Source organism: Mycobacterium sp. 852013-51886_SCH5428379 (assembly GCF_001665575.1).
Lineage (GTDB): Bacteria > Actinomycetota > Actinomycetes > Mycobacteriales > Mycobacteriaceae > Mycobacterium.
Window position 1 is genome coordinate 120574 of sequence record NZ_LZSU01000030.1, and the last position, 26669, is coordinate 147242.

24 protein-coding genes are annotated in these 26669 nt (G+C 68.8%); 13 read left to right on the forward strand and 11 right to left on the reverse strand.

Annotated features, from left to right (window positions below):
- Positions 1 to 23 precede the first annotated feature (23 nt).
- Both A5757_RS13145 and A5757_RS13150 read right to left on the reverse strand, forming a co-directional pair.
- A complete protein-coding gene (locus tag A5757_RS13145; protein ID WP_066834789.1) occupies positions 24 to 521 on the reverse strand; it encodes a pullulanase in 498 nt (165 codons plus the stop codon).
- A gap of 18 nt (positions 522 to 539) precedes the next feature.
- Entirely contained in the window at positions 540 to 2024 is a 1485-nt protein-coding gene (locus A5757_RS13150) for a CCA tRNA nucleotidyltransferase (protein WP_066834791.1), read from the reverse strand.
- 78 nt (positions 2025 to 2102) lie between these two features.
- On the opposite strand from A5757_RS13150, the gene A5757_RS13155 reads away from it, so the two are divergent.
- From A5757_RS13155 to A5757_RS13185, 7 genes are all read left to right on the forward strand, one after another.
- Complete coding sequence (locus A5757_RS13155) at positions 2103 to 2879, forward strand: NUDIX hydrolase (protein ID WP_197497335.1); 777 nt, start codon at positions 2103 to 2105, stop codon at positions 2877 to 2879.
- The gene (locus tag A5757_RS13160; protein ID WP_369815944.1) at positions 2876 to 5311 is read left to right on the forward strand and encodes a DUF6049 family protein; all 2436 of its coding nucleotides are present in this window, start codon (positions 2876 to 2878) and stop codon (positions 5309 to 5311) included. Before A5757_RS13155 ends, A5757_RS13160 begins: the two co-directional genes overlap by 4 nt.
- 107 nt (positions 5312 to 5418) lie before the next feature.
- Positions 5419 to 9045, forward strand: a complete 3627-nt coding sequence (gene murJ, locus A5757_RS13165) for a murein biosynthesis integral membrane protein MurJ (RefSeq protein WP_066834858.1) — start codon at positions 5419 to 5421, stop codon at positions 9043 to 9045.
- 66 nt (positions 9046 to 9111) lie between these two features.
- On the forward strand, positions 9112 to 9723 hold the full coding sequence (gene sigM, locus A5757_RS13170) for an RNA polymerase sigma factor SigM (RefSeq protein ID WP_066834795.1): 612 nt from the start codon (positions 9112 to 9114) through the stop codon (positions 9721 to 9723).
- 92 nt (positions 9724 to 9815) lie between these two features.
- Positions 9816 to 10787, forward strand: a complete 972-nt coding sequence (gene trxB / locus A5757_RS13175) for a thioredoxin-disulfide reductase (RefSeq protein ID WP_066834797.1) — start codon at positions 9816 to 9818, stop codon at positions 10785 to 10787.
- 43 nt (positions 10788 to 10830) lie between these two features.
- Positions 10831 to 11166 carry a thioredoxin gene (gene trxA, locus A5757_RS13180; protein ID WP_066834799.1) on the forward strand — a complete coding sequence of 112 codons (336 nt, stop codon included), beginning with the start codon at positions 10831 to 10833 and terminating at the stop codon, positions 11164 to 11166.
- Between the two features lie 142 nt (positions 11167 to 11308).
- Positions 11309 to 12502, forward strand: coding sequence for an N-acetylmuramoyl-L-alanine amidase (locus A5757_RS13185; RefSeq protein ID WP_066834801.1), 1194 nt, complete (start codon positions 11309 to 11311; stop codon positions 12500 to 12502).
- Between the two features lie 3 nt (positions 12503 to 12505).
- On the opposite strand, the gene A5757_RS13190 is transcribed toward A5757_RS13185, so the two are convergent.
- The 9 genes from A5757_RS13190 to rpmH all read right to left on the reverse strand — a co-directional run bounded on the left by A5757_RS13190 (position 12506) and on the right by rpmH (position 18683).
- Entirely contained in the window at positions 12506 to 13255 is a 750-nt protein-coding gene (locus A5757_RS13190) for an acetyltransferase (RefSeq protein ID WP_066834803.1), read from the reverse strand.
- 189 nt (positions 13256 to 13444) lie between these two features.
- Positions 13445 to 14437: a ParB/RepB/Spo0J family partition protein gene (locus A5757_RS13195; RefSeq protein WP_066834860.1), complete on the reverse strand. Its 993-nt coding sequence runs from the start codon at positions 14435 to 14437 to the stop codon at positions 13445 to 13447.
- Between the two features lie 31 nt (positions 14438 to 14468).
- A complete protein-coding gene (locus tag A5757_RS13200; RefSeq protein ID WP_066834805.1) occupies positions 14469 to 15419 on the reverse strand; it encodes a ParA family protein in 951 nt (316 codons plus the stop codon).
- Positions 15416 to 16099 (reverse strand): 16S rRNA (guanine(527)-N(7))-methyltransferase RsmG, encoded by a 684-nt coding sequence (rsmG, locus tag A5757_RS13205; RefSeq protein ID WP_066834806.1) that lies wholly within the window; start codon positions 16097 to 16099, stop codon positions 15416 to 15418. The genes A5757_RS13200 and rsmG overlap by 4 nt, the downstream gene beginning before the upstream one ends.
- 50 nt (positions 16100 to 16149) lie before the next feature.
- Positions 16150 to 16683, reverse strand: a complete 534-nt coding sequence (locus tag A5757_RS13210; RefSeq protein WP_066834808.1) for a R3H domain-containing nucleic acid-binding protein — start codon at positions 16681 to 16683, stop codon at positions 16150 to 16152.
- 35 nt (positions 16684 to 16718) lie between these two features.
- Complete coding sequence (gene yidC, locus A5757_RS13215) at positions 16719 to 17795, reverse strand: membrane protein insertase YidC (RefSeq protein ID WP_231983975.1); 1077 nt, start codon at positions 17793 to 17795, stop codon at positions 16719 to 16721.
- A 43-nt stretch (positions 17796 to 17838) separates the two neighbouring features.
- A complete protein-coding gene (gene yidD / locus A5757_RS13220) occupies positions 17839 to 18165 on the reverse strand; it encodes a membrane protein insertion efficiency factor YidD (protein ID WP_066834862.1) in 327 nt (108 codons plus the stop codon).
- Positions 18162 to 18518 (reverse strand): ribonuclease P protein component, encoded by a 357-nt coding sequence (gene rnpA / locus A5757_RS13225; protein WP_066834813.1) that lies wholly within the window; start codon positions 18516 to 18518, stop codon positions 18162 to 18164. The genes yidD and rnpA overlap by 4 nt, the downstream gene beginning before the upstream one ends.
- Positions 18519 to 18539: 21 nt before the next feature.
- Positions 18540 to 18683 carry a 50S ribosomal protein L34 gene (rpmH, locus tag A5757_RS22810; RefSeq protein ID WP_082929457.1) on the reverse strand — a complete coding sequence of 48 codons (144 nt, stop codon included), beginning with the start codon at positions 18681 to 18683 and terminating at the stop codon, positions 18540 to 18542.
- 550 nt (positions 18684 to 19233) lie between these two features.
- Here rpmH and dnaA point away from each other — a divergent pair.
- The 6 genes from dnaA to A5757_RS13255 all read left to right on the forward strand — a co-directional run.
- Entirely contained in the window at positions 19234 to 20712 is a 1479-nt protein-coding gene (gene dnaA, locus A5757_RS13230; protein ID WP_066834815.1) for a chromosomal replication initiator protein DnaA, read from the forward strand.
- Positions 20713 to 21264: 552 nt separating this feature from the next.
- A complete protein-coding gene (dnaN, locus tag A5757_RS13235) occupies positions 21265 to 22464 on the forward strand; it encodes a DNA polymerase III subunit beta (RefSeq protein WP_066834817.1) in 1200 nt (399 codons plus the stop codon).
- A gap of 26 nt (positions 22465 to 22490) precedes the next feature.
- Positions 22491 to 23384 (forward strand): phosphogluconate dehydrogenase (NAD(+)-dependent, decarboxylating), encoded by an 894-nt coding sequence (gnd, locus tag A5757_RS13240; RefSeq protein ID WP_066834819.1) that lies wholly within the window; start codon positions 22491 to 22493, stop codon positions 23382 to 23384.
- Positions 23385 to 24542: a DNA replication/repair protein RecF gene (gene recF / locus A5757_RS13245; RefSeq protein ID WP_066834821.1), complete on the forward strand. Its 1158-nt coding sequence runs from the start codon at positions 23385 to 23387 to the stop codon at positions 24540 to 24542.
- A complete protein-coding gene (locus A5757_RS13250; RefSeq protein ID WP_066834827.1) occupies positions 24539 to 25117 on the forward strand; it encodes a DUF721 family protein in 579 nt (192 codons plus the stop codon). Before recF ends, A5757_RS13250 begins: the two co-directional genes overlap by 4 nt.
- A 231-nt stretch (positions 25118 to 25348) precedes the next feature.
- On the forward strand, positions 25349 to 26669 hold a 1321-nt coding region (locus A5757_RS13255; protein ID WP_066834831.1), incomplete at its 3' end, for an ATP-binding protein.

The window sequence follows — 26669 nt, forward strand, 5'->3', positions numbered from 1 at the left end:
CGGCTGACGGTCGGGTAAACGCGTCAGAGCCCGGCAGCGGCATCGGCCCGGCCGTCGCCGTCGGAGTCCGTCAACCGCTGGTCCCAGCGTCCGTCGGCGTCGACGTCCACCCACACGGTCTCGCCGCCGTCCACCCGGTCGGCCGACCCGTCGCCGTCGGCGTCGATCAGCCGATCGTCGGTCTGCCCGTCACCGTCGAAGTCGACCGGCGATCGCGACGTCTGCTCCGTGCCGTCGAGGTCCAGCCAGCGCAACGGTCCGCCGCGGTCCGCGCGCACCAGCCAGGTGCCCGCCCCGTCGTCGGTGAAGTACGCCTCGGGAGCGCCGTCGTCATCGGCGTCGAGGACCGCGTGCTCGGCGAGGCCGTCGCCGTCGAGGTCGGCCATCGCGTCGTCGATGCGGCCGTCACCGTCGAAGTCGAGACCGACGGCGTCGAACACCCCGTCGCCGTCGATGTCCAGATCCGGATCCGCCGACCACATGGTGGCCGATCCGTCAGCGTCGCCCAGGCAGTAGTCCATGTCTGGTCAGACGCAGCGTCAGCTCCTGGCGTTCCACCACGCCAGCAGTTCGGCCACCGCCTCGTCGTGGGACAGCGGGCCGCGGTCCAGGCGCAGCTCCTTGAGGTACTTCCACGCCTCCCCCACCTGCGGGCCGGCGGGGATCCCGAGCAGCGACATGATCTCGTTGCCGTCGAGGTCCGGCCGCACCCGCTGCAGATCCTCCTTGGCGGCCAGCTCCGCGATGCGCTGCTCGAGGTCGTCGTAGTTGGCCTGCAACCGAGCCGCCCGCCGCTTGTTGCGGGTCGTGCAGTCGGCGCGAACCAGCTTGTGCAGCCGACCCAGCAGGGGGCCGGCATCAGTGACGTAGCGGCGCACCGCGGAGTCGGTCCACTTACCCGTCCCGCGGTCGTCGGCGTAGCCGTGGAATCGCAAATGCAGGTAGACCAGCTGCGACACGTCGTCGACCATCTGCTTGGAGTACTTCAGCGCCCGCATCCGCTTGCGGGCCATCTTCGCGCCGACCACCTCGTGGTGGTGAAAGCTCACGCCGCCGTCGGGTTCGTGGCGCCGGGTCGGCGGTTTGCCGATGTCGTGCAGCAGCGCCGCCCAGCGCAGCACCAGGTCGGGGCCGCCCTCATCCCCCGAGTCGCTCCGCTCCTGCCCCCTGGGACCCTCCAGATCGATCGCCTGCCGCAGCACCGTCAGCGAATGCTGGTAGACGTCCTTGTGCTGGTGGTGTTCGTCGATCGCCATCCGCATCGCCCCGACCTCCGGCAGCACCACCTCACCCAGACCGGTCGCGACCAGCAGCTCGATCCCGGCCACCGGATCGGCGCCCAAGAGCAACTTGTCCAGTTCGGCGGCCACGCGTTCGGCGGTGATCCGGCCCAGCTGCGGGGCCATCTCGGTCATCGCGGTCAGCACCCGGGGTGTGACGGAGAAGCGCAGCTGCGAGACGAACCGCGCCGCGCGCAACATCCGCAGGGGATCGTCGCCGAAGGACACCTCCGGCGCCGACGGGGTGTCGAGCACCCGGTCGCGCAGCGCGGTCAACCCGCCGAGCGGGTCGAGGAACTCCCCCGGCCCGTCGGCGGTGACCCGCACCGCCATCGCGTTGACCGTGAAGTCCCGGCGCACCAGATCGTCGTCGAGCCGATCGCCGAACCGCACCTGCGGATTGCGCGACACCTGATCGTAGGAATCGGCGCGGAACGTGGTGATCTCGAGCCGGTCCTGCTTCTTGCCGACGCCGAGCGTGCCGAACTCGATGCCGGTGTCCCACAGCGCGTCCGCCCACGGCCGCAGGAACTTCTGCATCTGCTCGGGCCGGGCGTCGGTGGTGAAGTCCAGATCGGTGCCCAGCCGGCCGAGGAACGCGTCGCGCACACTGCCCCCGACGAGGTACAGCTCGTGGCCCGCACTGGCGAAGACCGAACCCAGATCACGAAGGACGTCGCCGTGCCGGTTCAGCGCCACCGCGGCACGGGCGAGCAGCTCAGCGTCGGCGATCTCGTCAGGCACGTTCGTAGAGGGTAACGGTCCGGCTGCGACCGGCGAGTGTCGCCAGAGGGAAACAGCGTGGCAGCTACTATCGCTTGGGTGTCGGAAGGCGATCAGCCCAAACCACGACGCCGCCGTGGGCGACGTCGGGGCCGACGCGCGGCCGGACCCCCGCAGGGCGCTGCCGACACCCCCGCACCGAGCCCGTCCGAGTCCGCAAACGACGACCGGCCGCGCCGCGCCAAACCGTCCGACCAGGTCGGCAAGGACCGGCCCCGCCGACCACCGGAGCGGCTGCGCACCGTGCACGAGACCTCTGCGGGCGGGCTGGTCATCGACGGCCTCGACGGCCCCAAGGACGGTCAGGTCGCGGCGCTGATCGGGCGCATCGACCGCCGCGGCCGCATGCTCTGGTCGCTGCCCAAGGGCCACATCGAGATGGGTGAGACCGCCGAGCAGACCGCGGTCCGGGAGGTCGCCGAGGAAACCGGGGTGCGCGGCGACGTGCTCGCGGCGCTCGGCAGCATCGACTACTGGTTCGTCACCGAGGGCCGCCGCGTTCACAAGACCGTGCACCACTATCTGATGCGCTTCCTCGGCGGCGAACTGTCCGACGAGGACGTCGAGGTGACCGAGGTGGCGTGGGTGCCGCTCCACGAGCTGCCCAAACGCCTGGCCTACGCCGACGAGCGCCGCCTCGCCGAGGTCGCCGACGAGCTGATCGACAAACTTCACGCCGACGGCCCCGCCGCGCTGCCGCCGCTGCCCCGCACCGCCCCACGGCGGCGCCCCCAGACTCATTCGCACACCCGCAACCGGCGTCGCGACGACAGCTCGCAGGGCCGGCGGACGAACGGATGCGGACAAGGCCCGTGAGGACCGCCCCGGCCGCCGACGCGCGCTCGGCGGCGGTGCTCGCGCGCCTGATCGCCGCCCTGGTCCTCCTGACGCTGTCCGTCGTCCCGGCCGCGCTCCCCCATGCCGCTGCTGCTGAACCCGGCGCCACCCCGTTCCTGAAACTGCGGGTCGACCGGATCACCCCCGAGCTCGTCACCACGACCAGCGAACCGACCGTCACCGTGAGCGGTGTGGTCCGCAACGTCGGGGACCGCACCGTGCGCGACGTGGTGCTGCGGCTGGAGCACGCCGCTGCGGTCGACGCCTCCTCGGGGCTGCGCACCAACCTCACCGGTAACGTCGACCAGTTCGAGCCGGTTGCGCAATTCATCACCGCCGCACCGGAACTCCCCCGAGGCGCCCAGGTGCCGTTCACGTTCACCTACCCGTTGCGCGCGCCGGGCGGACCGTCGCTCGGCATCACCGAACCCGGCGTCTACCCCGTCCTGGTCAACGTCAACGGCACCCCGGACTACGGCGCGCCCGCCCGCCTCGACGACGCGCGGTTCCTGCTGCCGGTGCTCGGCGTGCCCCCGGAGGCCGGCACCGAGTCCGCGGCCGGCGCCCTGGCCTCGGTGGTGCCGCCAGATACGTCGAAACCGGTGGGGCTGACGGTGTTGTGGCCTCTGGCGGACCGTCCGCGGCTGGCGTCGGGACTGCCGGGCGGCACGTCACCGGTGCGGCTGATCGACGACGAACTCGCCCAGTCGCTGGCACCCGGCGGCCGCCTCGACACGCTGCTCGCGGCCGTCGACTTCGCGACCAGCCCGGCGGTGGATCCGCTCGGCGAGGTGAACCGGACGCTGTGTCTTGCGGTCGATCCCGATCTGCTGGTGACGGTCAACGCGATGACCGCGGGTTACGTCGTCAACGACGGACCCGACGCCGGTCCGACCACGCCGACCCGGCCGGGCGCCGGTCGCGACGCCGCCATCGGCTGGCTCAGCCGCCTCAAGGCGCTCGCGCCGCGGATGTGCGTGGTGCCGACGACGTACGCCCAGGCCGATCTCGACGCGCTGCAGCGGATCGGCGATCCCGGGCTGAGCGCGATCGCAACCACCGGCACCGCCGACATCGTCGACCGTATCCTCGGGGTGCCCGCCGTGCGGGGGGTGACGCTGCTCGGCGACGGACCGCTCACCAGGCCCGCGCTGCAACTGCTCTCGGCGCAGACGGCGACGGTCGCGATCGGCGCGGCGCCGCTGACCGCCCAGGATTCGAGCACCGGGCTCGGCGCATCCGCCGAGCTGAATCCGGTGCGCTACACCCCGCAGGTCGTCTCCGTACCGTTCGATCCGACGGTGGGCGCCGCCCTCGCCGCAGCGGGCGCGGATCCGTCCTCACCCACCTATCTCGACGCGTCGCTGGCGATCCCGCTGAACCAGGACTCCGCCATTGCGCGCCGCCAGAACGCGCTCGGCGCGCTGCTGTGGCGGGGCCTGCAACCCGACGCCGCGCCTCGCACCCAGGTCGTGATGCCGCCCCTGGTCTGGAATCTCGGACCCGAGGACGCGCGGTCGATCCTCACCGCCGTCGGCACCGCGATCCGCAGCGGTCTGGCAGTGCCCAGGGCGCTGGCCGCGGTGGTGTCCGAATCCGCCGGCCTTCCGCCGCAGCCGGATGTGACGTGGCCGCCCGCCGAGACCGGCAACCCGCGCAGCCGGATCGACGACGCCGTCATCGCCGGTGTCGCAGCCACCACCAGACGGCTGTGGGAGCTGACGTCCGCACTCGGCGTCGACGAACGCACCGGCCTGACCGGTACGCAGTACACCGCCCCGCTGCGCGAGGACATGCTGCGCGCGCTGAGCCAGTCGGTGCCGCCGAATGCCCGCAACGGCCTCGCCCAGCAGCGGCTGTCGGTCGTGGCAGGAACCGTGGACGATCTGTTCGGCGCGGTCACCATCGTCAATCCGGGCGGGGCGTACACGCTGGCCACCGAACGCAGTCCACTGCCGCTCGCGCTGCGCAACGACCTGCCGGTGCCGATCCGGGTGCGCCTGGACGTCGACGCGCCGCCGGGGATGACCGTCGACGACATGGGTGAGATCGTGCTGCCGCCCGGCTTCCTGCCGCTGCGGGTGCCCATCGAGGTGCACTTCACCCAGCGCGTCGCCGTGGACGTGACCCTGCGCACGGCCGACGGTCTGCCGCTCGGGGAACCCGTCCGGCTGTCGGTGCACTCCAACGCCTACGGCAAGGTGCTGTTCATCATCACTCTGAGTGCAGGTGCGGTACTGGTACTGCTGGCGGGCCGCCGGCTGTGGCACCGTTTCCGCGGCCAGCCCGACCGCGCGGACCTCGACCGGCCGCAGCGCGGGTACGGCGAACACCGGGCGCCGGATCCGCTGGACACCGCGATCCGGCATGCGCCATCGGACGAGCAGCGCACCGCGGGTGGGCAGTCGTGAGCACCACCGGGCAGTGGCCGGGGCCCCCGACCAATCCGCAGCCGGTCCAGCAGCCCTATCCCCCGCCGCGCCGCATCGCGTCCGGGGCACCGCCGCCGCCGCGCCGGATGCCGCCCGCACCCCCGCGTCAGCGCATCCCGCGCGGGCCCGCCCCCCGCCGGCGCGCCGGCCGTCCCGAACTGTCCGACGCCGCCGTCGTCAAACGATCGTGGGGCATGGGAGTGGCCACGCTGGTCAGCCGGATCACCGGGTTCCTGCGGATCGTGCTGCTCGCGGCGATCCTCGGCGCCGCCCTGTCGAGTTCGTTCACGGTGGCCAACCAGCTGCCCAACCTGGTGGCCGCACTCGTGCTGGAGGCGACCTTCACGGCGATCTTCGTACCGGTGCTCGCCCGCGCGGAACGCGACGACCCCGACGGCGGAACGGCGTTCGTGCGCCGGCTGGTCACGCTGGCGACGACACTGCTGCTGATCGCCACCGTGCTGTCGGTGGCGGCTGCGCCGATGCTGGTCCACCTGATGCTCGGCGACGACCCCCAGGTCGACGAAGCGCTCACCACCGCGTTCGCATATCTGTTGCTGCCACAGGTGGTGTTCTACGGACTGACGTCGGTGTTCATGGCAATCCTGAACACCCGCAACGTGTTCGGCCCGCCGGCGTGGGCACCGGTCGTCAACAACATCGTCGCGATCGTCACGCTCGGCGTCTATCTGCTGGTGCCCGGGGAGCTGTCGCTGAACCCCGTCGAGATGGGCAACGCCAAACTGCTGGTGCTCGGCATCGGCACCACCCTCGGCGTGTTCGCGCAGACCGCGGTGCTGCTGGTCGCGATCCGGCGCGAACGCATCAGCCTGCGCCCGCTGTGGGGGCTCGACGACCGGCTCAAGAAGTTCGGCGCCATGGCCGCCGCGATGGTGCTCTACGTGCTGATCAGCCAGGCCGGGCTGGTGGTCACCAACCAGATCGCCAGTACCGCAGCCGCTTCCGGGCCCGCGATCTACACCTACACATGGCTGGTGCTGCAGCTGCCGTTCGGCATCATCGGCGTGACGGTGCTGACCGTGGTGATGCCGCGGCTGTCCCGCAACGCCGCCGCCAACGACACCTCCGCGGTGCTGGGTGATCTGTCCCTGGCCACCCGGCTGACGATGGTCACGCTGATCCCGATCGTCGCGCTGATGACCGTCGGCGGCCCGGCGATCGGCAGCGCGCTGTTCGCCTACGGCAACTTCGGCGACACCGACGCCGGATATCTCGGCATCGCGATCACGCTGTCGGCGTTCACTCTCGTCCCGTACGCCCTGGTGCTGCTGCAGCTGCGGGTGTTCTACGCCCGCGAACAACCGTGGACACCGATCCTGATCATCGTCGTGGTGACCACCGTCAAGATCATCGCCTCGATCGCCGCGCCCGCGCTGACCGACGACCCCGAAATGGTCGCGGGCCTGCTGGGCACCGCCAACGGGATCGGCTTCGTGGCCGGCGCGATCGTCGGGCACATCCTGCTGCGGTCGAACCTGCTGCCGCGCCGCGGCAGGATGCTGGACATCTCGGTGGTCCGCACCATCCTGGTCACCCTCACCGCGTCACTGCTGGCCGCACTGCTGGGCCAGATCGCCGATCAGGTGCTCGGCCTGGAGGACCTGACCGAACGCTTCGGTGCGGCCGGATCGCTCGCGCGACTGGCCGTCCTCGGTCTGATCATGGTGCCCGTCATCGTCGGTGTGCTCGTGGCCGCCAAGGTTCCCGAGGCGACCGCCGGCCTTTCCGCCGTGCGCCGCCGGATCGGCGGTGGCCGGGGCGCCCCCACGGCGGCGGCCACTCGGGCCGACCAGCATTCGCCCGCCGGGACCGTCCCGTACCCTGAGCCAAGGAATGCACCTCCGGTACGGCGGAGTCGGGGTCCGGCCGCCGGCGGGAGCGGGGCTCCGGCGCGCGGCGCCGGGGTGGGGATGTGGAAAGGACCAGCGGTGAGCGACGAGTCCGCAGGCGATTCTGCAGGGCTGCCCGACGGCCCGGCGCACGACAAGCCGGCCCACCACACCACCCAGACAACCAAGATCACCCGGCCGACCGCCGACGACTTCCAGCCCGACGTCCCCGACGACAAGGTGCGGCGCGATCCCGGGACGGGCGGCACGACCACCGAGTTCGCGGTGTCCGGTCGCCCACCCGCCGACTACGGCGGCGACCCCACCCGCGAATCCCTGCCGTTCGCGCCGCCGAGCGAGCCGCCCATCGAGGCCGCGACCTCCGACGAGGACGTCCACCTCATCCCCGGCGCCACCATCGGCGGCGGCCGCTACCGGCTGCTGGTGTTCCACGGCGGGCCGCCCAACCTGCAGTTCTGGCAGGCCCTCGACACCGCCTTGGACCGCCAGGTCGCGTTGACGTTCGTCGACCCCGACAACGAACTTCCCGATGAGAAGCTGCAGGAGATCCTGTCGCGCACCCTCAAGCTCAGCCGCATCGACATGCCCGGCGTGGCCCGCGTCCTCGACGTCGCCAACACCGGCTCGGGCGGGCTGATCGTGTCGGAATGGATTCGCGGCGGCTCGCTGACCGAAGTGGCCGACACCGCGCCGTCGGCGATCGGCGGCGCCCGCGCGATGCAGTCGCTGGCCGCAGCCGCGGAGGCAGCACACCGCGCCGGCGTCGCGCTGTCGATCGACCATCCCAGCCGCGTGCGGGTCAGCATCGACGGCGACGTCGCGCTCGCCTTCCCCGCGACGATGCCCGACGCCACCCCCGAGGACGACATCCGCGGAATCGGGGCCGCGCTCTACGCCCTGCTGGTCAACCGGTGGCCGCTGCCCGAGACCGGGGTGCCGAGCGGACTGGCGCCCGCCGACCTCGACGCCGCCGGTCAACCCGTCGAACCGAAGTCGGTGGACCGCGAGGTCCCGTTCCAGATCTCGGCAGCCGCCGCGCGTGCCGTGCAACCCGATGGGGGCATCCGCAGCGCTCCCACCCTGCTGAACCTGCTCCAGCAGGCCACCGCGATCGCCGACCGCACCGAGCTCATCTCCCCGCTCGACCGGCCGGACGCGCCGGGGGCGGGTGGGGCCCGGGGTGACGACGACCCGGACGCCCGGCTGCGCCGCCGGAAGGGGCTGATGGCCGGGCTCGCGGTCGGCGGCGTGATCGTCGTGGTGGCCCTGGTGGTGCTGGCCACCGTGCTCAGCCGCATCTTCGGTGACGTCGGCGGCGGCTTGGACGGTGACGGCCTCGGCCTGAATGCGCCGTCCAGTTCCACCGAGGCCGACCAGAACTCCGGGTCCGGCAACGTGGTGCGTCCCGTCCGGGCCACGGTCTTCTCCCCCGACGGCGGTGCGGACAACCCGGCGACCGCCGGCAACGCCATCGACGGCAATCCGTCGACGGTGTGGGCGACCGACATCTACTCCGACCCCGCCCCGTTCCCGAACTTCAAGAACGGCGTCGGGCTGCTGCTCGAGCTGCCCCAGCCCACTCGGCTGGAGTCGGTCGACATCAGCCTCGACAGCACGGGTACGTCGGTGCAGATCCGCTCGGCCCAGTCCGCATCGCCGTCGTCGCTCACCGACACGACCGAACTGACGCCGTCCACGCCGCTCAAACCGGGCAAGAACACCATCGACGTCAGCAACGCCTCCCCCACCTCGTACGTGCTCGTGTGGATCGACACTCTCGGCACGGTCAACGGGGAGAGCCGCACGAACATCTCCGAGATCACCCTCGAGGGCACCAGCTAGCGAGTTGTCCACAGGCCGGCGCAATTCGTGTCGGGCCCGGCGCGCCGCGGCGCTTAGTGTTCGTCTGTGGGGAGCTTCGACGCCGCCGACCGGTCCGACGCACAGCTGCTCGCCGCCCATGTGGCCGGCGAACGGTATGCCTTCGACGAGCTCTACCTGCGGCACCGCAGGCAGCTGACGCACCTCGCGCAGACGTTGACCCGCCATCCCCAGGACGCCGAGGAGGCACTGCAGGACGCGATGATGTCGGCACACCACCGTGCCGCCGGATTCCGCCATGACAGCACGGTCGGCAGCTGGCTGTACCGCATCGTCGTCAACGCCTGCCTCGACCGGCTGCGGCGCGCCAAGTGCCAACCCACCACCGCGCTGCTCGACGGCGACCACCCGATCGGCGATCCCACAGCCCACCTCGACGTTCGGCTCACCGTGCGGCACGCGTTGATGCGGTTACCGGTCGATCAGCGGGCCGCGGTTCTCGCGGTCGACATGCAGGGCTACTCCGTCGCCGAGACGGCCCGGCTGCTCGGCGTCGCCGAGGGCACGGTGAAGAGCCGCTGCAGCCGGGGCCGGGCGCGGCTGGCCGCGGTGCTGCGGGAGGCCGACGGCACACCGCGGCCGGGCGCGGGTGTCCGCCGTGCGGTCAGCCGGGCGTGTGATCCGTCGCGACGTGCGTGACGCTGCGGGCGTGGCCCCGACGACGGCGGGGAACACCCCGACTTAGGCTGGTGTTGACAATCGTGCCGGCGTGACGCGGCAGAAAGGCACACATGACCTCCTCATCCACGGTGCACGACCTCATCATCATCGGTTCCGGACCTGCGGGTTACACCGCAGCCGTCTACGCCGCCCGCGCCCAGCTCAAGCCGCTGGTGTTCGAGGGCAGCCAGTTCGGCGGGGCGCTGATGACGACCACCGAGGTGGAGAACTACCCCGGCTTCCGGAACGGCATCACCGGTCCGGAGCTGATGGACGAGATGCGCGAGCAGGCGTTGCGGTTCGGCGCGGACCTGCGCATGGAGGACGTCGACGAGGTGTCCCTCGACGGACCCATCAAGACCGTCACCGTCGGCGACGAGACCCACCGCGCCCGCGCCGTCATCCTCGCGATGGGTGCGGCCGCCCGCCACCTCGGGGCGCCGGGCGAGGACGCGCTGCTCGGCATGGGCGTCAGCACCTGCGCCACCTGCGACGGCTTCTTCTTCCGCGACCAGGACATCGCCGTGGTCGGCGGTGGCGACTCCGCGATGGAGGAGGCGACGTTCCTCACCCGGTTCGCGCGCAGCGTCACCGTCATCCACCGCCGCGAGGAGTTCCGGGCGTCGCGGATCATGCTCGACCGCGCCCGCGCCAACGACAAGATCACCTTCCTGACCAACACGGCCGTCACCGAGATCGAGGGCAGCCCGAAGGTCACCGGCATCCGGCTGCGGGACGTGAACACGGGCGAGGAATCCAAGCTCGCGGTGACCGGCGTGTTCGTGGCGATCGGCCACGTCCCGCGCTCCGACATCGTGCGCGGCCAGGTGGACCTCGACGAGGACGGCTACGTCCTGGTCGAGGGCCGGACCACCAGCACCTCGGTCGAAGGCGTCTTCGCCGCAGGCGATCTCGTGGACCGCACCTACCGGCAGGCCATCACCGCCGCCGGTAGCGGGTGTTCCGCGGCGATCGACGCCGAACGCTGGCTCGCCGAGATCGGCGTGGCACCCAGCGACGAGGAAATCTCAGCGCCGATCTGACGCGCGCCCACCCCACAACCCACTTCAGCGAACAGGAGCAGCCATGGCTGACACCAACACGGCCACCGTCGCCGTCACCGACGCGTCGTTCTCCAGCGACGTACTGTCCAGCAACACCCCGGTGCTGGTCGATTTCTGGGCCACCTGGTGCGGCCCGTGCAAGATGGTCGCCCCCGTGCTCGAGGAGATTGCTTCGGAGAAGGCGGGCGCCCTGACGGTTGCCAAGCTCGACGTCGACGAGAACCCGGCCACCGCCCGCGACTTCCAGGTGGTGTCAATTCCGACGATGATCCTGTTCAAGGGCGGTGAACCCGTCAAGCGGATCGTCGGCGCGAAGGGTAAGGCCGCGCTGCTGCGCGAGATCGCCGACCACCTCTAGCCGATTCGGTACCAGCCGCGCCCGCCTGGCGTTTTCCCGATAACGGGAAGCGTCTGAGACAATTACGGCCGGGGCGTTGGCGGTGGGGATGCGCGCCAGGAGTACCCACAGCCGAATTCCGAGCCGGCCTGAAGGGGCGAGTATGTCGAGTCTGCGTCGAGGTGACCGCGAGGGAGCGGTCGCCGAGATCCGCGGTGCGCTCGCCGCTCTGGGTTTGCTCGACAGTCCCGATGCGGACCTGACCACCGGTAAGCATGTCGCAGCCGACGTGTTCGACGACGAGCTCGACCAGGCGGTGCGCGCGTTCCAGCAGAACCGCGGTCTGCTCGTCGACGGCATCGTCGGCGAGGCCACCTACCGCGCGTTGAAGGAGGCGTCGTACCGCCTCGGCGCCCGTACGCTGATGCACCAGTTCGGTGCGCCGATGTACGGCGACGACGTGGCGACGCTGCAGGCCCGGCTGCAGGACCTCGGGTTCTACACCGGTCTGGTCGACGGGCACTTCGGATTGCAGACCCACCACGGCCTGTCGTCGTACCAGCGCGAGTACGGGCTGTATCCGGACGGCATCTGCGGTCCAGAGACGTTGCGCTCCTTGTACTTTCTCGGATCCCGTGTCACCGGCGGATCCCCGCACGCAATCCGCGAGGAGGAGCTGGTCCGGCGCTCCGGTCCGCGTCTGTCCGGTAAGCGGGTCATCATCGATCCGGGCCGCGGCGGCAGCGACCACGGGGTGATCGTCAACGGACCCGAAGGCCCGATCAGCGAGGCCGACGTGCTGTGGGATCTGGCCAGCCGCCTGGAGGGCCGGATGACCGCGATCGGCATGGAGACCTTCCTCTCGCGGCCCGTCAACCGCAGCCCGTCCGACGCGGAACGGGCTGCGACCGCGAACACCGTGGGAGCCGATCTCATGATCAGCCTGCGGTGCGCGACGCAGCCCTCCGTGGCCGCCAACGGGGTGGCGTCGTTCCACTTCGGAAACTCGCACGGCTCGGTATCGACGATCGGCCGCAATCTGGCCGACTTCATCCAGCGGGAGATCGTGGCGCGCACCGGATTACAGGACTGCCGCAGCCATGGCCGCACCTGGGATCTGCTGCGCCTGACCAGGATGCCCACCGTGCAGGTCGACGTCGGCTACATCACCAATCCGCACGATCGAGATCTGTTGGTGGTCAACCAGACTCGTGATGCCCTCGCCGAGGGCATCCTCGCCGCCGTCAAGCGGCTCTATCTGCTCGGCAAGAACGACCGCCCCACGGGCACTTTCACTTTCGCCGAACTGCTGGCCCACGAATTGTCGGTCGAGCAGGCCGGACACCTTCGGCCGTAGCCGTTAGGTGTAGCGGCCGGCTCCTGCCCCGACGGGCTGCTGCAGCTGTGCCGATTCGAGCAGCCGTTCCAGCGCAGCCTCCACGTCCGCCTTCCAACCCAGTCCCTGCTCGAGTTCCAGACGCAGTCGGGGGAAGTACGGATGCGGCGCCACCACGGTGAAGCCGACGGCCTCGAGCAGATCGGCGCCGATCACGCAGCGCTGCACCGAACAATCCCCGAGCACCGCGACCGCGGCGTCGCAGTCCCCCGGCACCACCCGCGGGTCGGCGAGGTGCTCGGTGGCCTCCGTACGGCCGAACGCCTCGAGGGCACGGACACCGCGGCGCACCAGATCGGCGACCACCGACGTCAGCAGTCTCTGCGGTAGGGACTCACTGTCGGGTCCGGCCTCGACGCCGACCGAAGTGAGCAGAATGGCGTCGGCACTCACCGGTCCGCTGGGAAACAGGCCGGCCCGCGGCACCGCCCTCGGCGGGGCGTAGAACGCGTATCCGAGACACGGCTCTTCTCGATTCGATACGAGCAGATCCGGGTCATCGGTCTCGGCGCTCGAGCACTGCACCGCGACCTGACCGCACGAACCCCACTCGAGCATGACCATCGACAGCCACGCTTCCTTCTCGAACTCGGGGTCCGACAGGTGGTCCTCCTGCAGCGTGGCCGGGTCGACCTCCCAGAACACACAGCGGCGTGCGTGCTTGGGCAAATGTTCGAAGCCCTCGAGCCGCAAGGGCGTGATTCGTGCCGACACTCAGGTTCCCCGGTTCCTGTCCGCGGTCCGCTGCTGCGGCCGCCCCTCCAGAGTAGGAGATATCGCTGCCCGACCCCCGTTGCGAGACGGAATCCCCTGAGCGACAAGGGATTCGCTTCGGGCAGGCCGTGCGTTCCGCTGCGGATGCGTCGTAGTTGTCACAGTGACGTAACTGCCGTGGGTGGTTGGTCAGCGCGTCGTCGAGTTCATCAACTCGACAATCCGCTGCAAATCGTCCACCGACCCGAATTCGACCACGATCTTGCCCTTCCGTTTGCCGAGACTCACGGTGACGCGGGTATCGAACGCCGTCGACAGCTGCTCAGCAACATCCTGGAGGCCGGGCATCTGAATCGGCTTACGCTTCGGTGGTGTCGGTGCGGCGGGACCGTTCCGGTTGGCCAACGTGACCGCTTCTTCGGTCGCGCGGACCGACAGTCCCTCGGCGACGATCCGCGCGGCGAGTTCCTCCTGCCGTTCCGGACCACCCTCGAGGGCGAGCAGCGCCCGGGCATGGCCCGCGGACAGCACCCCCGCCGCGACCCGGCGCTGCACGGCGATAGGAAGACGCAGCAGCCGGATCATGTTCGTGATGAGCGGCCGCGATCGTCCGATCCGCGTGGCGAGTTCATCGTGGGTGACACCGAACTCGTCGAGCAGCTGCTGGTAGGCCGCCGCCTCTTCCAACGGGTTCAGCTGGACCCGGTGGATGTTCTCGAGAAGCGCGTCCCGCAGCAGATTGTCGTCTGCAGTCTCGCGGACGATGGCGGGGATCGCGGCCAGCTCGGCCTGTTGGGCAGCGCGCCAGCGCCGCTCCCCCATCACCAGCTGATAGCGCACCGGTCCGTCGGCGTTGTCGAGCGCGCGGACGACGATCGGCTGCATGAGGCCGAACTCGCGGATCGAGTGAACGAGCTCCGCCAACGCCTCGTCGTCGAACACCTGCCGCGGCTGCCGGGGGTTCGGTTCGATCGCCGCGGGATCAATCTCGCGATAGACCGCGCCCACTTCGACGACGGGTGGCACTGCCGCCGGCCCCCCGCCGATCACCACATCCGCCGCCGCGGAGCCCATGCGCGGGCCGCCGAGTGCAGCGCTGCCGCCGTCCTCCCCCGGTCCGGTCGGGATCAACGAGGCCAGGCCGCGGCCGAGTCCGCTGCGCTTGCGGGTGGGCTGGGTCATCGTGTCGTCTCCTTCGTCCACGCACACACGGTCATCGCCGGGCACCGTCGTGAGGTGCGCCCCGCTGCGCCAGCTCGCGGCTGGCGTCCAGATAGCTCATCGCGCCCCGGGATCCGGGGTCGTAGCCGAGGATCGTCATCCCGTATCCGGGCGCCTCGGACACCTTCACACTGCGCGGGATGACCGTCCGCAGCACGATGTCGCCGAAGTGCGCCCGCACGTCGTTCGCGACCTGATCGGCGAGCTTGGTGCGACCGTCGTACATCGTCAGGATGACGGTCGACACGGTGAGCTCGGGATTGAGGTGGGACTTGACCATCTCGATGTTGCGCAGTAGCTGCCCGACGCCCTCCAGCGCGTAGTACTCGCACTGGATCGGGATCAGGACCTCCGGCGCGGCCACCAATGCATTGATGGTGAGCAGCCCGAGCGACGGCGGGCAGTCGATGAAGACGTAGTCGAAGTCATGGTGTTTGAGCTCAGCCAGCGCTGTGCGCAGTCGGCCCTCCCGCGCCACCATGCTGACCAACTCGATCTCCGCACCTGCGAGGTCGATGGTCGCCGGCACACAGAACAGCTTCTCGTTGTGGGGGCTCTGTTGCAGCGCTTCCTGCACCGGGATCTCGCCGATCAGCACCTCGTACGACGATGCCGTACCCGGGCGATGCTCGATGCCGAGCGCGGTGCTGGCGTTGCCCTGCGGGTCCAAATCGATGACGAGCACCTTCAGACCCTGGAGCGCGAGAGCGGCCGCGATGTTCACCGCGGTCGTGGTCTTGCCGACGCCGCCCTTCTGGTTGGCGATCGTGAACACCCGCTGACGGCTGGGCCGCGGCAGCCCGGCCTGCTTGGCGGAATGCAGCACCCGCACCGCACGCTGCGCCTCCGCACCGATCGGCGTATCAGCAGCGATCTCGTCACCCCATGTTTCACGTGAAACAGGCGTGCCGCCCGTCGCGTCCGGCACTCGACCCATGCTCATCTCCTGCCCGCTCGTTGTGATCGGCCTGATCCGCGCGCCGGCGTCCTGCGCCTGGCGACGACCACCGTGGCAGGTGGACTCAGATAGTCCGCGCCACATCTCACCACTCGGACGTCCTCGGCGCCAGCCCGCTCCATCGCGCGCCGGTGCTCGTCTACTTCCGCGTCGGCGCGCTCGCCCTTCAACGCCAGCATGCGGCCGCCGGGCTTGAGCAGTGGCAGGCTCCAGCGGCTCAGCTTGTCCAGGGAGGCGACTGCGCGTGACGTCACCACATCCACCTCCCCCAGGGCTTCCCGTACCGGCGGGTCCTCGGCCCGGCCACGGATCACGCGCACCTCGATCCCGAGGGCGTCGACGATCTCGGTCAGGAACTCACTCCGCCGCAACAGCGGCTCTACCAACAGCACCTCGACATCGGGGCGCGCCAACGCCAACGGTATGCCAGGCAGGCCGGCGCCGCTGCCGATATCCACGACGCGCTCGCCCGGCATCACCAGTTCGGCAACCGCCGCGCTGTTCAGAATGTGCCGGTCCCAGATCCGGTCGGTCTCGCGAGGCCCGATGAGCCCACGCTCCACACCGGCGGTGCACAGAAAGTCTGCGTACCGTTCGGCACGCTCAAGTTGCTCGTTGAAGAGTGCCGCCGCCGCGGCCGGAGCGTCGCGTTTCACGTGAAACATTCTCCGCCCCGTCGCGCCGTCGAGTGAACTACATCCGTGTAACTAAGGGGTCAGTCCGCGAGGACGACGACCCGGCGGGACGGCTCAACGCCCTCGCTCTCGCTGTGCACACCCGCAACGGCGGCGACAGCGTCGTGCACGATCTTGCGTTCGAACGGGGTCATCGGGGCCAGCTCCTCGCGCTCTCCGGACTCCAGCACCCGACGGGCGACCTTGTCCCCCAGCGCGGCCAGTTCGTCACGACGGCGACGACGCCACCGCGCGATGTCCAGCATCAGTCGGCTGCGCTCACCGGTCTTCTGGTGCACCGCGAGCCGCGTCAGCTCCTGCAGCGCATCGAGCACCTCGCCCTTCCGGCCCACGAGCTTGTTCAGATCGTCACCGCCGTCGATGCTGACCACGGCGCGGTCACCCTCGACGTCCAGGTCGATGTCGCCGTCGAAGTCCAGCAGATCGAGCAGCTCTTCGAGATAGTCGCCGGCAATCTCGCCTTCGGCGACGAGGCGCTCCTCGAGATCGTCCTCCCCGGCCGGCGCTGCCGCCTCAGTGTCCTCGGTGCGCGTAGTCGTATCAGCGTCCGTCATGTTCGTGCCTCTCTTCTCGGCCAGTGCGGGACTGGCTAACGCTTACGTTTCTTGGGCCGGGCGCCCGGCTGCGGTGTTCGGTTCGTGGACGGCCGCGAGCCAGTGGGCTTGGCCGCTGCCTTGCCGGACTTGGGTGTCGCCCCACGGGCCGGCGACGCGTCGCCTTCCGCCGCTGGCGCGGCCGGTGTCTCGTCGGTGACAGAATCGTCGGTGACCGAATCGTCCGCAGCAGAGCCGTTGGTCCCCGCACCCTTACGGCGCTTCGGCTTGGCCCCGGGCGCAGGCGCGTTGGCCGCCCGCCGCTCGAGTGCCTCGACCTTCTTGGCTTCCTCTTCCTTCTCGATCTTGCCGAACACGTAGTGCTGCTGACCGAAGGTCCAGATGTTGTTCGCGAGCCAGTACATGATCACGGCGAGCGGCAGGAACGGACCACCGACGACCACGCCGAGCGGGAACACGTACAGCGCGAGCTTGTTCATCATCGCCGTCTGCGGATTCGCCGCGGCCTCGGGACTCTGTCGCGCCACCGATGCCCGACTGTTGAAGTACGTCGCGACGCCGGCGAGGATCATGATCGGCACACCGACCCCGATGACCGCCGCACGGTTGAATTCGGTGAACGCATCCAAACCCGAGGTCTGGATCATGGTGGCGCTCAACGGCGCGCCGAACAGGTTCGCGTCGAGGAAGTTCGCGACGTCGGTCGGGCTGAACACGTAGTTGCCGGTCGCCCGGTTCTGCTCCACGGACAGTTGGATCTGCCCGAACCCGCCCTGGGTGCGGTTGAACGACCGCAACACGTGGAAGAGCCCGAGGAACACCGGCACCTGGGCAAGCATCGGCAGGCAGCCGAGGATCGGGTTGAACCCATGTTCCTTCTGCAGCTTCTGCATCTCCAGCGCCATCCGCTGGCGGTCCTTGCCGTACTTCTTCTGCAGCGCCTTGATCTGCGGCTGCAACTCCTGCATCTGCCGCGTGGTCCGGATCTGCTTCACGAACGGTTTGTAGAGGATCGCGCGCAGGGTGAACACGAGGAACATCACCGACAGCGCCCAGGCGAAGAAGTTGCTGGGCCCGAGGAGGAAGGCGAAGGCCTTGTACCAAACCCACATGATCGCCGACACCGGGTAGTAGATGATGTCGAGGCTGAACCAGTTAAACAATCGTGTTGCTCCTGACGGGATCTGCGGCCGACGGGGCGCCGCTGGGGTCTGAGGACGACTCGTCCGGCGCTGCGGGCCGGTCGGGAATCGGATCCCAACCGCCCGGGTGCCACGGGCCGCACTTCGCGAGCCGCACGGCAGCGAGCCAGCTGCCGCGGATCAATCCATATTCGGTCAGGGCGTCGACCGCGTACTGGCTACAGGTCGGGGTGAACCGGCACGACGGCAGTCTCAGCGGCGAGATCATGTTGCGGTAGAGCTCGATGACGAAGACGACGGCCCGCGCGGCGGACCGTCCTCCACGGCGCCGCGCCGTCACCGGCACACTCCGGCGCGAGGTTTGGCCCGGGCAACCGCGCGACTCAGTTGCTCACCGAGCACAGCCGACGAAGCGGCGCCGGCGCCGGGCAACACCCGGATCACCAAACGGTGGGCGGGGGTGAGTTCGTCGAGCACGGGATAGACGACGTGGCGAAGGCGGCGGGACACGCGGTGTCGCACCACGGCATTACCCACTGACTTCGACACCACCAAGCCGATCCTCGGCCCGGTCAGATCCGCGTCGTCACATCCCAGATGGATGACGAGATCGGGTTGCGCACAGCGCACCCCACGACTGACCGTGGCACTGAATTCCGCCGACCGGGTCATTCGGTACCGGGCCGGAAGCACGGCGCGAGTTCCCGCGCTGCGTCACGCAGTGAGGGAACGACGGCCCTTGTTGCGGCGGGCCGACACGATGGCGCGCCCGGCACGGGTCCGCATGCGCAGCCGGAAACCGTGCACACGCGCGCGACGGCGATTGTTGGGCTGGAACGTCCGCTTGCCCTTGGCCACGGCAATCTCTCCTCGTTGTGTGGCGTTCGCGTTCCACACACATGTCGTTCGTGGGTGGACGCGTTCGCCGTTGTTAAGCTCTGCGTCTTGCTTGCTAGCCGGCGCTGACTCCAGTGGCCCGGATCGCAGCCGTATCGCCACGTGCGGGCGACTGTTCGAGGGTACTGACGAGATTTCGCTGGGTCAAACCTCGCTCGTCACCGGCCCGAACGTTGACATCCGTCACATCTTTCACCAATGCCGCATGGGCCGAAAGAAGTGGCGCCCCAATGTCGTCGAACGGTTGGCACTCCGTGAGAAAACTGTTAGCTTCTGGCAATGCCGTTTCGACTGGAGCGGCCGCCGACAACGAAATGAGGACGTCCCGACCGCGAGCCCACAGCTCTCCAGCAGCTGTGCAGAGCCCCGTTCCGCGGCGTCCCCAACCGGTAGACAACAGAACGACGACGGGCTGTCCATATTCCACAGGTTGTGGATAACTTTGTGGACAGTTGGTCATCGTTCCATTGGTCGTCGCTGACACGACGGCTACGCAAGGGGGTGCTCGTCGTTGACAGCTGACCCCGACCCCCCTTTCGTCGCGGTCTGGAACCTCGTTCTCGACGAACTCAACGGCGCCTCCGCGGTCCACGGTCACAACGGCACCCCGCCCGGACCTGTCCTCACCGCTCAGCAACGCGCCTGGCTCAAATTGGTCAAACCCCTGGTCATCACCGAGGGGTTTGCTCTGCTGTCAGTGCCGACCCCGTTCGTCCAGAACGAGATCGAACGCCATCTGCGGGAACCGATCATCACCGCGCTCAGCCGGCACCTCGGTCAGCGCGTCGAACTCGGCGTGCGGATCGCCACCCCCGGCCCGGAAGACGAGATGTCCACGCCGCCGACTGCCGATCACGACGAGGTCGACGAGGACACCGAGGCCAGGGCCAGCGCGGCCGAGACGTGGCCTCGGTATTTCAGCCGGACGCCGCAGCCGCCGGTGCCCGAAGATCCGGACGAAGTCAGTCTCAACCGGCGCTACACGTTCGACACGTTCGTCATCGGCGCCTCCAACCGGTTCGCGCACGCCGCGACCCTGGCCATCGCCGAAGCGCCGGCCCGGGCCTACAACCCGTTGTTCATCTGGGGTGAGTCCGGTCTCGGCAAGACCCATCTGCTGCACGCCGCGGGCAACTACGCCCAGCGCCTCTTCCCCGGGATGCGCGTGAAGTACGTCTCCACCGAGGAATTCACCAACGATTTCATCAACTCGCTGCGCGACGACCGCAAGGCATCGTTCAAGCGCAGTTACCGCGACATCGACGTGCTGCTGGTCGACGACATCCAGTTCATCGAGGGCAAGGAAGGTATCCAGGAGGAGTTCTTCCATACCTTCAACACCTTGCACAACGCGAACAAGCAGATCGTGATCTCCTCGGACCGGCCGCCCAAGCAGCTGGCCACCCTCGAAGACCGCCTCCGCACGCGGTTCGAGTGGGGGCTGATCACCGATGTGCAGCCGCCGGAGCTCGAGACCCGTATTGCGATCCTGCGCAAGAAGGCGCAGATGGACCGGCTCGACGTCCCCGACGACGTGCTGGAGCTCATCGCCGGCAGCATCGAACGCAACATCCGTGAACTCGAGGGCGCCCTGATCCGGGTGACGGCCTTTGCGTCGCTGAACAAGACGGCGATCGACAAGTCTCTGGCCGAGATCGTGTTGCGTGACCTGATCTCCGACGCCAGCACCATGCAGATCTCGACCGCGGCCATCATGGCCGCCACCGCCGAGTACTTCGAGACAACGATCGAGGAACTGCGCGGGCCGGGTAAGACGCGGGCACTGGCGCAGTCGCGGCAGATCGCGATGTATCTGTGCCGGGAGCTCACCGATCTGTCGCTCCCGAAGATCGGCCAGGCGTTCGGTCGCGATCACACGACCGTCATGTACGCCGAGAAGAAGATCCGTGGCGAGATGGCCGAACGCCGTGAGGTGTTCGATCACGTCAAGGAACTCACCACTCGGATCCGTCAGCGCTCCAAGCGCTGATTTTCGCCGTTTTCTGCCCCGGGGATCGCATCCCCGGCGATTCGTCACGTGTCAAATCGGTCGCGGTGCCCAAAAACTTGTGTCCCCTCAGTCACAGCGGTCACACGGCGCGCCTGTGCATACCGTGTGGACAACATGGTGACCGAGCGCGGGACAGCCGCGGTGGAATTACACAACCCACTCGCCCGTCCACATCCCCCGACACCACAGCCGAATTCCATCCACAGTGCGCCCACATCCCGACACGCTCGCCGGCCAGCACCGTCGCCGGTTCATCCCCAGACTCCACAGGCCCTATTACTGTTACTTGTCTATCTCTCTAGATCTCTTCTAGAAGAACGGCGTTGGGGACACGTCGTGCACAGGGCCGTCCGACGGGCCGCCCGATGCGCCCGTGTCAGCCCGATCGATTAGCTTTCAAGTTCGAGCGGAAAGCTCTACGGTGGTTCAGCGGCAGCCGTTATGGTCGTCGAGGCGCAGCTGGGTAGGCGTTCTTCGGACACCGAGACAACCGCTGGTAGAACTCATTGTGGTGTTATTCGAAGGGACGCTATGGACGTGGCGACGACGACGACGGGTCTGAACGACCTGAAGTTCCGCCTGGTGCGGGAGGACTTCGCTGACGCGGTGGCCTGGGTGGCCCGCAACCTGCCCTCACGCCCCACCGTCCCCGTCCTGGCCGGTGTGCTGATCACCGGTGACGACGACGGTCTGACCATCTCGGGATTCGACTACGAGGTGTCGGCCGAAGTCCGCGTCGCAGCTGAAATCGCCTCTCCGGGAAGTGTTCTGGTATCGGGCCGGTTGTTGTCCGACATCACCAGGGCGCTGCCGGCCAAACCGGTCGACGTCAGCGTCGAAGGGACCCGCGTCTCCCTGACCTGCGGTAGCGCCCGCTTCTCGCTGCCAACCATGGCGGTCGAGGACTATCCGACGCTGCCGACGCTCCCGGACGAGACCGGTGTGGTGGGCGCCGACGTGTTCGCCGAGGCGATCGGTCAGGTCGCGGTCGCGGCCGGCCGTGACGACACGCTGCCCATGCTGACCGGCATTCGCGTCGAGATCACCGGTGAGAGTGTGGTTTTGGCTGCCACCGACCGCTTCCGGCTCGCCGTGCGTGAACTGACCTGGTCGACCACCTCCCCCGACATCGAGGCTGCGGTGCTGGTGCCGGCCAAGACGCTGGCCGAGGCTGCGAAGGCGGGCACCGCCGGTTCTGACGTGCATCTGGCGCTGGGCGCCGGCGCGTCGGTCGGCAAGGAGGGTCTGCTGGGGATTCGCAGCGAGGGTAAGCGCAGCACCACCCGACTGCTCGACGCGGAATTCCCGAAGTTCCGGCAGCTGCTGCCCAGTGAGCACACCGCGGTGGCGACCATCGGCGTCGCCGAACTGACCGAGGCGATCAAGCGCGTCGCGCTGGTGGCCGACCGCGGCGCCCAGGTCCGGATGGAGTTCTCCGAGGACGTCCTGCGGCTGTCAGCCGGAGCCGACGACGTGGGCCGCGCCGAGGAAGATCTCCCCGTGCAGTTCGCCGGGGATCCTTTGACCATCGCCTTCAACCCGACCTACCTCACCGACGGCCTGGGTTCCCTGCACTCCCCGCGCGTGACGTTCGGCTTCACCACGCCGAGCAGGCCTGCGGTCTTGCGTCCGGCCGGCGACGATGACGAGGGTGTCGACGGCAGCGGACCATTCCCCGCTCTGCAGACCGACTACGTGTATCTGTTGATGCCGGTGCGCCTCCCGGGCTGACCGGCCTACCACCAAGAGGGGCGTTTATGCAGCTCGGTTTGATCGGCCTGGGCAAGATGGGCTTCAACATGCGGGAGCGCCTGCGTGAAGGTGGCCACGAAGTGGTCGGCTACGACCCTCGCCCCGAGGTGAGCGACGTGCCCTCGCTGGCGGCTCTGGCGGATGCGCTCGCCGCGCCCCGGGTGGTGTGGGTGATGGTGCCGTCCGGCCCGGTCACCCACGACACCATCGTCTCCCTGGCCGAGGTGCTCGGCGAAGGCGACCTGGTCATCGATGGCGGTAACTCGCGATACACCGAGGACGCGCCTCACGCAGAACTGTTGGCCGCCAAGGGAATCGGCTTCATTGACGCCGGTGTATCCGGTGGTGTCTGGGGTTTGCGAGAGGGTTACGGGCTCATGGTCGGCGGATCCGACGCCGACGTCGAACGGGTGATGCCGATCTTCGACACGCTGCGCCCGCCGGGTGAGCAGGCCGACGGATTCGTCCACGCAGGACCGATCGGCGCCGGCCACTTCGCGAAGATGGTGCACAACGGTGTCGAGTACGCGTTGATGACCGCCTACGGCGAAGGTTACGAGATGCTGGCCGCCGAGGATCTGATCAAGGATCCCCAAGCGGTGTACCAGGCGTGGACCAACGGCACCGTGGTGCGGTCGTGGCTGCAGCAGCTGCTGGCCAAGGCGTTGCGGGAAGATCCGGGTCTCGACGAGATCTCCGGCTACACCGAGGATTCCGGTGAAGGCCGCTGGACCGTCGAGGAGGCGATCCGGTTGCGGGTACCGGTGCCGGCAATCGCGGCGTCGCTGTTCGCACGGTTCGAATCCCGGCAGGAGGACTCCCCCACGATGAAGGCGGTCTCCGCGCTGCGTAACCAGTTCGGCGGCCATGCCGTGCAGAGGATCAGTAAGTCGGGATAGGTGTACGTCCGGCACTTGACGCTGACCGACTTCCGCTCCTGGGCCCGCGCGGACCTCGAGCTGGAGCCGGGCCGCACGGTGTTCGTCGGCTCCAACGGCTTCGGAAAGACGAATCTGATTGAGGCGCTGTGGTATTCGGCGACGCTGAGTTCGCATCGGGTGGCCGCGGACGCCCCGCTGATCCGGGCCGGCGCCGCCCGCGCGGTCGTGTCGACCATCGTCGTCAACGACGGCCGCGAATTGGCCGTCGACCTGGAGATCACCGCGGGTCGGGCCAACAAGGCCCGCCTCAACCGCTCCCCCGTCCGCAGTCCGCGCGAAGTGCTCGGGGTGCTGCGCGCGGTGCTGTTCGCGCCGGAAGATCTGGCGCTGGTCCGAGGCGACCCGGGTGAACGCCGCCGGTATCTCGATGACTTGGCGACCACGCGTCGGCCGAGCCTCGCCGGGGTGCGCGCCGATTACGACAAAGTGGTCCGCCAGCGGACGGCGCTGCTGAAGACCGCGGCGGGCGCCCGCTACCGCGGGGATCGCAGCGCGCTGGAAACGCTCGACGTGTGGGACGGCCATCTGGCGGTGTACGGCGCGCAACTCATGGCCGCCCGCGCGTCTCTGGTCGTCGAGTTGGCGCCGGAGGTGGAGAAGGCTTATCAGCTGTTGGCCCCGGGATCGCGACCGGCGGCGATCCGGTATCGCACCAGCGTCGACGCCTCGGACGGCGATGATGCGGACGAGACCGTGGAGTACTACGAGGCCGCGCTGCTGGATGCGATGGCCCGCCGCCGCGACAACGAACTCGACCGCGGGGTGTGCCTGGTCGGACCGCACCGTGACGACCTGGAACTACGCCTCGGCGATCAGGCGGCGAAAGGCTATGCGAGCCACGGGGAATCGTGGTCGATGGCGTTGGCGCTACGGCTGGCCTCCTATGAGCTGTTGCGCGCCGAGGGCAGTGATCCGGTGCTGCTGCTCGACGACGTGTTCGCCGAACTCGACACCGCGCGGCGGCGGGCGCTCGCGGGTGTCGCGGCCGACGCGGAGCAGGTGCTGGTGACGGCGGCGGTTCCAGAGGATGTCCCTGCCGACTGGGATGCTCACCGGGTGGGGATTCGGATGCAGGACGACGACGAGGGCGCACGGATATCGGTGGTGGTGCAGTGACCGGTGATCACGACGACGACAACGCGACCGAGAACGCGGCCGGTCCGCCCGCGCATCTGGCGCATCTGTCCGGGATGGACCTGGTGCGGCGCACGTTGGAAGAAGCCCGAGGTGCCGCGCGCAGCCAGGGTAAGGATGTCGGTCGAGGTCGGACCGCACCCGCGCGCCGGGTGGCGGGTACTGCGCGGCGCCGGACGTGGTCCGGTCCGGGACCAGATTCTCGCGATCCGCAGACCCTCGGCGCGGCGACCCGCGACCTCGCCCAGCGTCGGGGCTGGTCGCCGCGGGTGGCCGAGGGTGCGGTGTTCGGCCAGTGGGAATCGGTCGTCGGAGAACAGATCGCCGAGCACGCGACGCCGATGTCGCTGCGCGAGGGAGTGCTGACAGTGGCGGCGGAGTCCACGGCCTGGGCCACCCAGCTCCGAATGGTGCAGGCGCAGCTGCTGGCCAAGATCGCGGCTGCGGTCGGCGACGGCGTCGTCACCACGCTGAAGATCTCGGGGCCGGCGGCGCCGTCGTGGCGCAAAGGCCGGTACCACGTCGCAGGCCGCGGCCCGCGCGACACCTACGGCTGATTGGCTGAGAGCCGTCTCAGCGTCGGATTGGCCCGTCTTCAGCGTCGCCACGCACCGAGGATCGAAATATTCCGCGCACGGCGCATTCAGATAGGTCAAAACGCGGTCACAGCGTCAGTCCTATGCCTCTCGGGCGGTAGACTGGGACGAAGACTGTGAGAGGTGTGCGCCTCTTGCCCGGCATCACCTGCCAACACCGCTTCACCGGAAGATCGAGGAGACGCCCTCAACGTGGCTGCCCAGAAGAAGAATGCGCCCAGCGAGTACGGCGCCGAGGCGATCAAGGTCCTCGAAGGCCTCGAGGCGGTGCGCAAACGCCCCGGCATGTACATCGGGTCCACCGGGGAACGCGGGCTGCACCACCTCATCTGGGAGGTGGTCGACAACGCGGTGGACGAGGCGATGGCCGGCTACGCATCCCGCGTCGACGTGCGGATTCTCGAGGACGGTGGCGTCCAGGTCACCGACGACGGCCGCGGAATCCCCGTCGCCATGCACTCGACCGGTGTGCCGACCGTCGACGTGGTGATGACCGTCCTGCACGCCGGTGGAAAATTCGAAGAGGGCGCCTACCAGGTCTCCGGTGGTCTGCACGGTGTGGGTGTGTCGGTGGTCAACGCGCTGTCGAGTCGGCTCGAGGCCGACATCCGGCGCGACGGACACGAATGGTTCCAGACCTACGACCGGTCCATCCCCGGCACCCTCAAGCAGGGTGAGAAGACCAAGGAGACCGGTACCACCATCCGGTTCTGGGCGGATCCCGACATCTTCGAGACCACGAACTACGACTTCGAGACGATCGCCCGGCGCCTGCAGGAGATGGCATTTCTGAACAAGGGCCTCACCATCGAGTTGACCGACGAGCGTGTCACTCCCGAAGAGGTCGTCGACGACGTGGTCAGCGACCACGCCGAAGCACCCAAGAGCGCGGAGGAGAAGGAAGCCGCGTCCGCCGCGCCGCAGAAGGTCAAGCACCGGGTGTTCCACTACCCCGGCGGCCTGGTCGACTTCGTCAAGCACATCAACCGGACCAAGACCGCAATCCAGCCGAGCATCATCGATTTCGACGGTAAGGGCGAGGGCCACGAGGTCGAGGTGGCGATGCAGTGGAACGCCGGTTACTCCGAATCGGTGCACACGTTCGCCAACACCATCAACACCCACGAGGGCGGTACCCACGAGGAGGGTTTCCGCGCGGCGCTGACGTCGGTGGTCAACAAGTACGCCAAAGACAAGAAGCTGCTCAAGGAGAAGGATCCGAACCTCACCGGTGACGACATCCGCGAGGGCCTGGCCGCGGTCATCTCGGTGAAGGTGTCCCAGCCGCAGTTCGAGGGGCAGACCAAAACCAAACTCGGCAACACCGAGGTGAAGTCGTTCGTGCAGAAGATCTGCAACGAGCAGCTCAGCCACTGGCTGGAAGCCAATCCCGCCGAGGCGAAAACCGTTGTTAACAAAGCGGTTTCGTCGGCACAGGCCCGGCTCGCCGCGCGGAAGGCGCGGGAGTTGGTGCGCCGCAAGAGCGCCACCGACATCGGTGGGCTGCCCGGTA

What these genes read in the sequence shown, in the direction of transcription:
- yidC (WP_231983975.1), bottom strand. Translation starts at nt 17,795, where the DNA reads ATGTGGGTTTGGTACAAGGCCTTCGCCTTCCTCCTCGGGCCCAGCAAC.
- trxB (WP_066834797.1), top strand. Translation starts at nt 9,816, where the DNA reads ATGACCTCCTCATCCACGGTGCACGACCTCATCATCATCGGTTCCGGA.
- A5757_RS13185 (WP_066834801.1), top strand. Translation starts at nt 11,309, where the DNA reads ATGTCGAGTCTGCGTCGAGGTGACCGCGAGGGAGCGGTCGCCGAGATC.
- gnd (WP_066834819.1), top strand. Translation starts at nt 22,491, where the DNA reads ATGCAGCTCGGTTTGATCGGCCTGGGCAAGATGGGCTTCAACATGCGG.
- A5757_RS13200 (WP_066834805.1), bottom strand. Translation starts at nt 15,419, where the DNA reads ATGAGCATGGGTCGAGTGCCGGACGCGACGGGCGGCACGCCTGTTTCA.
- dnaN (WP_066834817.1), top strand. Translation starts at nt 21,265, where the DNA reads ATGGACGTGGCGACGACGACGACGGGTCTGAACGACCTGAAGTTCCGC.
- A5757_RS13195 (WP_066834860.1), bottom strand. Translation starts at nt 14,437, where the DNA reads ATGACCCAGCCCACCCGCAAGCGCAGCGGACTCGGCCGCGGCCTGGCC.
- trxA (WP_066834799.1), top strand. Translation starts at nt 10,831, where the DNA reads ATGGCTGACACCAACACGGCCACCGTCGCCGTCACCGACGCGTCGTTC.
- rsmG (WP_066834806.1), bottom strand. Translation starts at nt 16,099, where the DNA reads ATGTTTCACGTGAAACGCGACGCTCCGGCCGCGGCGGCGGCACTCTTC.
- murJ (WP_066834858.1), top strand. Translation starts at nt 5,419, where the DNA reads ATGCCGCCCGCACCCCCGCGTCAGCGCATCCCGCGCGGGCCCGCCCCC.
- A5757_RS13145 (WP_066834789.1), bottom strand. Translation starts at nt 521, where the DNA reads ATGGACTACTGCCTGGGCGACGCTGACGGATCGGCCACCATGTGGTCG.
- A5757_RS13210 (WP_066834808.1), bottom strand. Translation starts at nt 16,683, where the DNA reads ATGACGGACGCTGATACGACTACGCGCACCGAGGACACTGAGGCGGCA.